The organism is Thalassobacter sp. 16PALIMAR09 (assembly GCF_000765485.1).
In the GTDB taxonomy this organism is placed as follows: domain Bacteria; phylum Pseudomonadota; class Alphaproteobacteria; order Rhodobacterales; family Rhodobacteraceae; genus Thalassobacter; species Thalassobacter stenotrophicus.
In genome coordinates, this window is record NZ_JHAK01000020.1 from 1 (window position 1) to 9,333 (window position 9,333).

Sequence of the window (9,333 nt, forward strand, 5' to 3'; positions counted from 1 at the left end):
CCCTCGGCGTTTCAGACGCCGCCGATCCTCTGGTAGAGGTGATGAACCGCAAGCTGACGCTCATGCGCCGCAAACATGCCCAGACCCGCGAATACATGGAGATGAATGCGCTGCGCGGCATCGTGAAGGATGGCGCGGGCACCACCCTCTACAACTACTTCACTGAATTTGGCTTGGAGCCGATTGAGGTCGACTTCGTTTTCGGGACGGCAGGCACCAATATCCAGAGTAAAGTGCGCAGTCTTTTACGTGCCATCGAAGATAATCTCTTGGGCGAGACCATGACCACAGCCCATGCTTTGATCAGCTCCGAATTCTTCGATAAATTAATCAGCCACCCAAAGACCGAAGAAGCCTATAAATACTTCTCTGCAAATGGAGGTCAGCCGTTGCGGGAAGACATGCGCCGCGCCTTCCCCTTCGCGGGGCTGCTCTTCGAGGAATATAACGGCTCCGTTACGCTCTCGAACGGGACAACGGAGCGCTTGATCCCCGCAGGCGAAGGCATCGCCTTCCCCCTTGGCACCTTCGACACCTTCACCACCTATGGCGGGCCCGCCAACCTTCTCGAGACGGCCAATACCGTCGGTTTGCCACTATATGCGCGCCAGCAGATAGACAGCAAGGGACGTTGGATCGATCTCATGACAGAGGCCTCCACCTTGCCAGTGAACAAGCGCCCACGGCTCGCCATCAGGCTCTTCAGCTCGAACTGAGGCCGCTGAGACATGACGGCATTTTCCGGGGCCCTCGATCTGCTCTTCGCTGATCCGAACCTCGCCCATGAGGCCTGGCATCGCGACTGCGAGGGGCAGTTCATCCGCATCCGCGTCATCATGCGCCGCAATGATGACGTGACCACATTCGGGGCCGCGCGCCTGATGTCAGAGTCACTGCGCTTTGATGTGCGTGTCTCCGAACTCCCCGCACCCCGGCCCGATGAGCAGATACTGCTCGGTGAGGAAACCTTCCTGATCCAGGGCGAGCCGATCCGTGATCGCGAGCGGCTGATCTGGACCATAGAGGCAACGCCTGCATGAAACTCGATCTCTCGGTGACCGGCGACATCGTAGCGTCCATGCAAGCCGAGATCCTTGCTGGTGAAAAGGCTGTGACCCGAGCAATGCGGCAGGCGGGCTCGGATCTGAAACAAAACTGGCGGGGCCAGATTACGCAAGCTGGCCTTGGCCGGCGCCTTGCGAATTCAATCCGGAGCCAAACCTACCCAAAATCAGGCGAAAGCCTAAAAGCGGCGGCTCTTGTCTGGTCGAATGCACCCCAGATCATTGGGGCGCATGACACCGGCCCGCTGATCCGGTCAAAGGACGGGTTTTGGCTTGCCATCCCAACGCCCGCGGCCGGTAAGGGCACGCGCGGCAAGGCGCTCACGCCCGGCGAATGGGAGCGGCGGCGCGGTCTGCGACTTCGGTTTGTTTATCGGCGGGGAGGTCCAAGCTTGCTCGTGGCGGATGGGCGCCTGAACAGCCGAGGGCTAGGTGTGGCCTCGCGGTCCAAAACTGGGCGAGGACGGAGTACGGTGCCGATCTTTCTGCTGGTGCCGCAGGTGAAACTCGCCAAACGGCTCAATCTAGCGCGGGATGCTAAGCGCGCGGAGGCAGCGGTACCGGGGTTGATCGTGGCGAATTGGTTCTCAGAGAGGGTTTGAACGCCAATGTCAGCCAAGCGTCGCCCTGATATCTGCCATCGAAATATAAACCCGCTGCGGATTGTCGGGATCACCCAATGGTATAAAGCCAAGCCCTTTATAGAAGCGCCAGCGTTGCTCAAACTGGTTGTCCTCTAGAACATCGAGGACAACGGCAGCTGCCCCCATCTGATCCGCGATGCCAAGGCAACGCGTCATGGCATCAATGAGAAGCGCTGTGCCAAGGCCCTGGCCCTGCATGTCACTGCGCACCGCAACTGCACGGATATAGATTACCGGGATGTCCGGCACGCCGGCACGTTGCCATTTACCCGGACCGAGATTGGCGCGAATGGCCAGTGCGCCAAGAGTATAAAACCCCAAAACGGCTGGGTCGCCTTCAGCCGTGGCCATCCAAGCAGCGACCATCCCGGTCTTGATCTGATCCGAGAGCGAGGATTTTAGGAAATTATCGATCGGGCCAAAGCCACAAGAAAAGGCGCTACGATCATGCAGCGCCTTGTCGAATTTCGCGATCACAAGGGCGGGTTGATCCACCGGTGCTTTACTTGGCATCCGTCAGATGACCTTTGCTAGCGGCCGCAGCGCGCGCCAGCCCTGTCACGACTTTGCCTGGCGCCTCGATCGCGCTGCGAAATGCCTCAAATGCCTCGATGGGCAGGACTGAAAGCGACAAACGCTGTTCGACCTCCTGCGCACGTAAGAGCGCAGCCTGGCGAATGAAATCGGCTTCCTGCAAACCGGTTGCTGCTGCGGCGGCTCGGATGCGTTCTTCATCAGCGCGATGCAGGCGCAATTCCTTGCGCGCCTCCATCTTGCCAGAGGTCGGTGTGATGCTCTCAGTAGCAAACATGAGGGAACTCCTTTTTCCAATACGTACGGTATAAAGCCGTACATGTCAAGAAATGACCTAATGGCAAAGACCGAGATGTCCACCACCCGCGAGACCATCCTCACCGCTTTGGCAGACCTCTTGCGCACGATCCCACATGTGCCGGTTCAACGCGGTGAAGTTTTGCCGGAACGCATCCCGCCCGCAGGTCTCATGATCCTGCGTGACGGCAGCCCTGGCGAGCCCGCTGTGACACTGTCACCACTGGCGTATCATTACCAGCACCGTGCCGAACTCGAGGTCATCGTACAATCTTCAAGAGACCGCGACGGTTTGTTTGACGCACTTACGGCTCGCATCGGCGCTGTCATTGCCGCCGACCGGACATTGCGGGGGTTATGCGATTGGGTCGAGGCAGAGGCCCCTGAACCTGTCGATCTTCCAGTCGAGGGTGCGGCCAGTATAAAAGCTGCCATCTTGCCCGTGCTATTGCACTATGGGACGAACGATCCTTTGGCTTAAAGCTTGAACTTTCCTGCATCCACCCGGCTGTATGCGCCCTCGACTTGGGCCCCAGAGGCGATGTCGAGGCGATCGTAGGCCACACTGGCCATTACGCGCGCACCAGTTTTGATACTGACATGCATTGCGGTCACATCACCTTCTAGCTTGCCTTCAATGGTCAGCTGGCGGGCACGAACGCTACCCTTGACCCGAGCCGTAGGTGTCAAAACCACTGCATCAGCGGTGAGATCACCGGTCAGCTGACCGCCAAACTCTAGAATGCCTTCGCAGGTAATATTGCCTTCAATCCTCAGATCATCTGCAAAGGTGGAGCGCTTGCGCTCTGTCTGGCTTGGCGCGCTTGGGCTCGATGATGTTTTGTAATCGGCCATGAGGGCACTCCTTCGTTGAAACGTGGGGGCAGCTAGGGGCCCACCAACGCCGGCGTCAAGCCAGGCCCGTTTAATCTTTCGAAGCTGAGGAGAAATTACCATGGCACGAGCCCAAGGGGCGCGGGCGCAAATGGCGCTTGCGTTTGAGACGACATACGGCGCGCCGCCTGCGAGCGGCTACACCAAGATGCCTTTTGCCAGCACGACGCTGGGGGCAGAGCAACCGTTGCAGACATCAGAACTGCTGGGCTACGGGCGCGATCCACAAGCCCCGATCAAGGATGCGGTGACGGCGGACGGCAATGTGGTGGTGCCCATTGATGCTGAGGCTTTCGGCTTTTGGCTAAAGGCCGCGTTTGGGGCGCCCACGACCACGGGCGCCGACGCCCCCTATACTCATGCATTCCGCTCTGGAAACTGGGCGCTGCCGTCGTTCTCTGTCGAGACCGGCATGCCCGAGGTACCGCGCTATGCAATGTATTCCGGGTGCATGGTCGACAGCCTCAACTGGCAGATGGCGCGCTCTGGTCTGCTAACGGCCACGGCCAGCATTGTGGCCCAGGGCGAGGAGATCGCCACGACCAGTGCGGCAGGGACACCGGCCAACATCGCGCTGAAACGCTTCGGGCATTTCAACGGAGCTATCACGCGCAATGGGACCAACATCGGGAATGTTGTCTCTGCCGATCTGACCTATGCCAACAATCTAGATCGCATCGAGACGATCCGGGCCGATGGCAAGATCGATGGCGCGGACCCATCGATTGCAGCACTGAATGGCAACGTGGTTGTCCGCTTTGCAGATCAGACGCTGGTGAACCAAGCCATCAACGGCGAGGCCTGCGAGCTGGAGTTTTCCTACTCGCTAACCACGGGCGAGAGCCTGACGCTGACAGCCCATGCGGTTTACCTGCCGCGCCCCCGGATCGAGATCTCAGGCCCTCAAGGTGTGCAGGCGACTTTTGATTGGCAGGCGGCGAGCGATCCGGTGGTGGACCGGATGTGTACTGTCACGCTCACGAATGACCGCGAGGATTACTAATGCTTCGATTAAATCTGTCCACAGAACCGCATTGGCTTGATCTTGGCCATGGCGTTCGCCTGCTGGTAGAGCCCCTGACCACGGCCATCATGCTGGCGGCGCGCAGCGATCCGGCGATCGTCGCCGCCGCAACTTATGTTGAAGGCACTGCCTCCAACGACGATCTCGCACGCATCGTGGCAAAGGCCGTCGCGCGCATCGTTGTAAAAGACTGGGACGGCGTCGGCGACGAGGACGGCAAAATGCTGCCCCTGACGCTCGAAGGTATCGATGCCCTTCTGGAGCTCTGGCCGATCTTTGAGGCCTTCCAAACCAAATACATTGCAGGCGCGCTCATTCTGGATGCGGAAAAAAACGGCTGACCGCTCTCGCGGACTGGGAGTTCGGCGGGGGCGGTGACTATTGCGCGGGGTGTGGCGCTGTTTGCGCGGAATGCCCGCGCAGCCTTCATGCACCACAAACTGTTGAGGGCTGGCAGATCTGGGATCTGGTTCAGCGCCTCGGCGGACAGGTGCGCGTTTCCGGCGGCATGAGCGGAGGAGCGGTCTTGGGCTGGGACATGGGTGCGGCCCTGCAACTCGGGACGGCATTAGGGCTCCAGCCCCTCATCATTGCAGAACTGCTGCCATCCATTGAGGCGGTGATGGTGCGCAGGGCAACCGAGCGAACGAGTTCAGGCGGCCTCGAGGGGTTTGATGCCTGAGACGTCAATTGTCTCGCGAGCGCGCGCCAAATCCCAGGCGCGTTGAAGGTTCATCCAGTACTCTGGCGTCGTTGAGAAAAACCGGGCAAGCCGCATCGCCGTATCCACTGTTATGGCGGTTTGGCCTTTTACTAGGCGCTCGATCCGGGTGCGCGGCACACCAAGTTTTGCGGCAAGCGTGATTGCGCTCATATCGAGTGGGGTCAAGTACAGCTCTGCCAAGACGTCGCCGGCATGGGATGGGTTGGTCATAAGGCTCATGTCAGGCCCTCCTAGTGATAGTCCACGATCTCGACCTCGGCAGGTCCTTGATCGGTCCAAATAAAACAAATGCGCCATTGTCCATTAATGCGCACCGAGTGTTGTCCTGTCCGGTTGCCACTTAGGGCTTCAAGATGATTGCCCGGCGGAAACCGTAAATCTTCAAGCACGACGGCGGCATCCAGTGCTGAAAGTATAGCGCGGGTGCGTTTTATGATGTCCGCTGGAAAGCCTTTGCCAAACTGGTCCTGCACCGCTCCACCGGCCAGCTTTCCTTTTGTGCTTACAATCATGTACTCAAGTGTATCACGACGTGATACATCCTGCAAGGACCCATAATGGCTGAAAAACGTGTTTCCGTCCGCCTCTCCGCGAGTGGCGGGCGCCAAGTGCGCGCCGAGTTGGAAGGCGTCGGTGTCGCCGGGTCTCGTGGCATGGGACGTCTGAGCCATGAGCTGGATCAGGCTAATGCGCGAATGGCAGCCTTCGCGCGCCGGACCCGGATTGCGGCGACTGCAGCCGCCACGGCGCTTGCTGCTGCCGTCGTCGCGATGACCCGCTCGACCGTTGCCGCCGCCAACGAGATCAGCCAGCTTTCCCAGGTTGCTAATGCCACCCCGGAGGTCTTCCAGCGCTGGTCAGCGGCCTCGGCCACGGTGGGGATCGAGCAAGAGAAGCTGGCCGATATCCTGAAGGACGTGAATGACCGCGTGGGGGATTTCCTGCAGACGAGCGGCGGCCCTATGGCCGACTTCTTTGAGAACATCGCGCCACGTGTGGGCGTGACGGCAGACCAGTTCGCCCGGCTCTCGGGGCCGGAAGCGCTACAGCTCTATGTCGACAGTCTCGAGCGCGCGGGCGTCAGCCAACAAGAGATGACCTTCTATCTCGAGGCCATGGCCTCGGATACGACACGACTTATCCCGCTGCTGCAAAACGGTGGGGCGGAGATGACGCGGCTTGGAACACGGGCACAGGCACTTGGCGCGGTGCTCGACGCGGATGCCATCGCTGCCATGCGCCGGTCGGAACTGGCACTTGTGAGCATCGGGCAGGTCTTTACCGGGGTGCGCAACCGGATTGTCGTGGCTCTTGCTCCGTCGCTGGAGGCGGTGGCCAACGCGTTTGTCGCCCTTGCGTCCAGTACCAGCCCAATCAGCCGGACTTTTGATGCTGTGCTGAGCAACCTTGATCGGCTCGCGATCTATGCTGGGACTTTCGCCACCTTCCTCGCTGGTCGCTGGGTCTCGGCGATGGCCGCCGCGGCGCTGTCGGTCCGAGGTCTCGCTACGACCCTGGTGGTTCTGAAGGGCGCGCTCATCCGCACCGGCATTGGCGCGTTGATCGTAGGCGCTGGCGAGTTGGTCTATTGGTTTACCCGTCTATCCTCCGGCGCAGGCAGCTTCGGCGAGGCTATGGGTCTTTTAAAAGACGTCGCGGTCGAGGTCTGGGACCGGATCAAGATGGGGGTATCAAGCGCGGGGGCTACGGCCACGGCTATGTTCTACGATCTGAAATCCGATGCCGCGACGGGCATGGCCGGGGCTATCGAGAGTGTCGTAGCTTTTGGCAACGCGACAGCCAACACCTTCGCGGGCGCGCTTCTTGCCGTGCGCGAGATCTGGTCGCGGCTGCCAGCGGTGATCGGTGATCTGGTCTTCTCAGCCGCCAACCGCATGCTCGATGGGATCGAGGCCATGCTGAACGGCGCGATCCGCAGGATCGACGCCTTCACAGGAAACATCCGAGATGCGCTGGCGGCTGTAGGTATCGAGACCACCTTTGGTCAGATCGGCGAAATCAATCTCGGTGACATCCCCAACCCCTTCGCAGGCGCCTCCGCAGATGCCGGAACGGCTGCGGCAGAGGCATTTCGGCGCGCCTTCGAGGATAACCCGCTCACCGTTCCCGAGCTTGGGCTTGAAACGATCGCCGCCGAGGCGCTGGCCACCGCAAACACCTACCGACAGGCTGCAACCGATCTTGCGGGTGGCGCGACGGCCCCGCTCACCTCCTGGGGCGCACTTCGTGACGCCGTTGCAGGCACCGGTGAAGAAGGCGCGGCGGCGCTGGATGAGGCGACTGTCTCTGCAAATCGGCTGTCTAATGCCATGGGGCGTGCCGGTGGCGCTGGGAGTGCCGGAGAACGGATCGCCACCGGGTGGCGTGCAGTCTCAGAATCTCTTCAAGCCTACGCCACCGACGCGCTGAATTGGGGCAAAGGCCTTGGGGAAACCCTGACCGCAGCCTTCAGCAGCGCGGAAAGTGCGTTCCGGAGCTTCGTCGAGACCGGCAAGTTCGACTTCAAGGGCCTCGTGCGCTCGATCTTGGCCGACCTTGCGGTTCTGTCGTTCAAACGGGCTGTATTGGGGCCCATCGCCTCAGCGCTCTCCGGCATCTTTGGCGGCGGGTCCGTTGCGGCGGCCGTCTCGCATGCGGGCGGTATTGTTGGGTTGTCAGGCCACACGCGGCAGGTGCCTGCGATGGCCTTCGCTGGTGCGCCGCGGATGCATTCCGGCGGTTGGGCGGGTCTCCGCCCCGACGAGGTTCCAACGATCCTGCAGCGGGGCGAGCGGGTGTTGAACCGGCGCGAGGCGGCTGACTATGGCCGGGGCGGCAGCGCTGGCGCGGGCATCACCGTGAACATTGACGCGCGTGGGGCCCAGATGGGCGTGGCTGAGCAGATCGACGCGCGCCTTCGCGCAGCAATGCCAGAACTGGCCCGTATGGCGAAAGAAAGCGTGGCCGATGGGCGGCGACGGGGCCAAGTGATATGATGAGCATACCGATCTTACCCCTTAATCTCGTGTCCTCCCTCGAGCGCCGCTTAGTGACATCTGTTGCCGAGGCGCGCTCGCCCTTCACCGGCACGTCCCAGATCCAGGACTGGGGTGCCTCCTGGTGGGAATACCAGATCGAGATGGCGGTGACCCAAGGGGCCAAGGCCCGGCGGCTTTCGGCCTTCTTTACAGCCCTTGGCGGAATGCGAGGCCGTTTCCTCTTCCCCGATCCCTCGATCGAGGTGCCGATTGCAGCGGGCAATCCTTACGTCATCGAAGCGCAGGCTGCAGGGGCATCCACCCTGCGCACGGCGGGCTGGGGGCTTGGTCTGCGCGCAGGCGACTTCTTCCAGCTGGGCTCGGATGTCACCACGCGGCTGTATCAGCTGACGGCGGATGTCACGCCCTTGGGCAGCGAGGTGACGCTCGCCTTCGTGCCGCCGCTTCGGGCTTCCGTGCCGGTCGGCACGCTCCTCGGTCTTGAGACCCCGTCGATTCTGTTGCGGCTGACGGCTCCGGTCCCTTCGGTGATCGGCCGGGCGGATCAGCACCGTTTTACGATATCAGCGCGAGAGGCGCTCTGATGAGCCGCGATCTTACTGGCGCTTTCGCCACTGCACTAGCTGATCAAAGCCTCAGGCCGGTCATCTTCTTCGAGGGTCAGTTTGCCACGGGCTGGGTCCGTATCTGGTCGGGGCTGGGAGAGGTGAGTTGGAACGGGGAGACTTGGGCGGGTGCTGGGTCCCTCCTGGGCCTCGGCTCGCTCGATGAAACCGGTGAGGTTGTGGCAGGCGGCACCGCCGTGTCGCTGTCCGGCGTGCCGCTGGACCTTGTGCAGATGGCTATCGATGAAGCGCGCCAGGGCCTGCCGGGCAGGATCTGGCTGGGGTTGCTGGAAGAAGAAGGCGACATCATCGCCGATCCGGTGCAGGCCTTCTCAGGTCGGCTCGATGTCCCTGAAATCAAGGATGACGCGGACACCTGCACAATCACGATCAGCTATGAGAGCCGTCTGATTGATCTCACCGTGGCGCGGACCTGGCGCTACACCCATGAAAGCCAGCAAGCGCTGTTCCCGGGTGATCTTGGGTTTGAATATGTCACGGCGATCCAGGATCGCGAAATCACCTGGGGGCGCGGATAGAAATGACCC

At 61.2% G+C, this 9,333-nt stretch carries 15 protein-coding genes; 10 read left to right on the top strand and 5 right to left on the bottom strand.

Annotated features, from left to right (window positions below):
• From PM04_RS16825 to PM04_RS16835, 3 genes are all read left to right on the top strand, one after another.
• Positions 1-716 (top strand): major capsid protein (locus PM04_RS16825; protein WP_038009039.1); only part of this gene is annotated, 716 nt, incomplete at its 5' end.
• A gap of 12 nt (positions 717-728) precedes the next feature.
• Positions 729-1,040, top strand: a complete 312-nt coding sequence (locus PM04_RS16830; protein ID WP_038009040.1) for a hypothetical protein — start codon at positions 729-731, stop codon at positions 1,038-1,040.
• Positions 1,037-1,666, top strand: a complete 630-nt coding sequence (locus PM04_RS16835; RefSeq protein WP_038009041.1) for a DUF6441 family protein — start codon at positions 1,037-1,039, stop codon at positions 1,664-1,666. Before PM04_RS16830 ends, PM04_RS16835 begins: the two co-directional genes overlap by 4 nt.
• Positions 1,667-1,675: 9 nt before the next feature.
• Here PM04_RS16835 and PM04_RS17525 read toward each other — a convergent pair whose 3' ends face one another.
• Together PM04_RS17525 and PM04_RS16845 are read right to left on the bottom strand one after the other, a co-directional pair.
• Positions 1,676-2,221 (bottom strand): N-acetyltransferase, encoded by a 546-nt coding sequence (locus tag PM04_RS17525; RefSeq protein ID WP_052077335.1) that lies wholly within the window; start codon positions 2,219-2,221, stop codon positions 1,676-1,678.
• Positions 2,211-2,519, bottom strand: coding sequence for a DUF1778 domain-containing protein (locus PM04_RS16845; RefSeq protein WP_038009042.1), 309 nt, complete (start codon positions 2,517-2,519; stop codon positions 2,211-2,213). The genes PM04_RS17525 and PM04_RS16845 overlap by 11 nt, the downstream gene beginning before the upstream one ends.
• A 75-nt stretch (positions 2,520-2,594) precedes the next feature.
• Here PM04_RS16845 and PM04_RS16850 point away from each other — a divergent pair, with 75 nt between their 5' ends.
• The gene (locus PM04_RS16850) at positions 2,595-3,020 is read left to right on the top strand and encodes a hypothetical protein (protein ID WP_038009051.1); all 426 of its coding nucleotides are present in this window, start codon (positions 2,595-2,597) and stop codon (positions 3,018-3,020) included.
• Here PM04_RS16850 and PM04_RS16855 read toward each other — a convergent pair.
• Positions 3,017-3,394, bottom strand: coding sequence for a polymer-forming cytoskeletal protein (locus tag PM04_RS16855; protein WP_052077336.1), 378 nt, complete (start codon positions 3,392-3,394; stop codon positions 3,017-3,019). The two genes, PM04_RS16850 and PM04_RS16855, sit on opposite strands and share 4 nt — an antisense overlap.
• A gap of 100 nt (positions 3,395-3,494) precedes the next feature.
• Here PM04_RS16855 and PM04_RS16860 point away from each other — a divergent pair, with 100 nt between their 5' ends.
• The 3 genes from PM04_RS16860 (at position 3,495) to PM04_RS18130 (ending at position 5,139) form a co-directional block, all read left to right on the top strand.
• Positions 3,495-4,436, top strand: coding sequence for a phage tail tube protein (locus tag PM04_RS16860; RefSeq protein WP_038009043.1), 942 nt, complete (start codon positions 3,495-3,497; stop codon positions 4,434-4,436).
• Complete coding sequence (locus PM04_RS16865) at positions 4,436-4,798, top strand: hypothetical protein (RefSeq protein ID WP_038009044.1); 363 nt, start codon at positions 4,436-4,438, stop codon at positions 4,796-4,798. Before PM04_RS16860 ends, PM04_RS16865 begins: the two co-directional genes overlap by 1 nt.
• 167 nt (positions 4,799-4,965) lie before the next feature.
• Positions 4,966-5,139, top strand: a complete 174-nt coding sequence (locus PM04_RS18130) for a hypothetical protein (RefSeq protein WP_200880382.1) — start codon at positions 4,966-4,968, stop codon at positions 5,137-5,139.
• Here PM04_RS18130 and PM04_RS16870 read toward each other — a convergent pair.
• Positions 5,110-5,400 carry a HigA family addiction module antitoxin gene (locus tag PM04_RS16870; RefSeq protein ID WP_038009045.1) on the bottom strand — a complete coding sequence of 97 codons (291 nt, stop codon included), beginning with the start codon at positions 5,398-5,400 and terminating at the stop codon, positions 5,110-5,112. The two genes, PM04_RS18130 and PM04_RS16870, sit on opposite strands and share 30 nt — an antisense overlap.
• An 11-nt stretch (positions 5,401-5,411) precedes the next feature.
• Positions 5,412-5,693, bottom strand: a complete 282-nt coding sequence (locus tag PM04_RS16875) for a type II toxin-antitoxin system RelE/ParE family toxin (protein ID WP_038009047.1) — start codon at positions 5,691-5,693, stop codon at positions 5,412-5,414.
• A 45-nt stretch (positions 5,694-5,738) separates the two neighbouring features.
• Between PM04_RS16875 and PM04_RS16880 the strand changes: the two genes are divergently transcribed.
• From PM04_RS16880 to PM04_RS16890, 3 genes are read left to right on the top strand one after another with little or no spacing between them, the layout of a single operon-like run.
• Complete coding sequence (locus PM04_RS16880) at positions 5,739-8,177, top strand: phage tail tape measure C-terminal domain-containing protein (RefSeq protein ID WP_038009048.1); 2,439 nt, start codon at positions 5,739-5,741, stop codon at positions 8,175-8,177.
• Positions 8,177-8,764, top strand: coding sequence for a hypothetical protein (locus tag PM04_RS16885; protein WP_038009053.1), 588 nt, complete (start codon positions 8,177-8,179; stop codon positions 8,762-8,764). The genes PM04_RS16880 and PM04_RS16885 overlap by 1 nt, the downstream gene beginning before the upstream one ends.
• Positions 8,764-9,324, top strand: a complete 561-nt coding sequence (locus PM04_RS16890) for a hypothetical protein (RefSeq protein WP_038009049.1) — start codon at positions 8,764-8,766, stop codon at positions 9,322-9,324. Before PM04_RS16885 ends, PM04_RS16890 begins: the two co-directional genes overlap by 1 nt.
• Positions 9,325-9,333 lie beyond the last annotated feature (9 nt).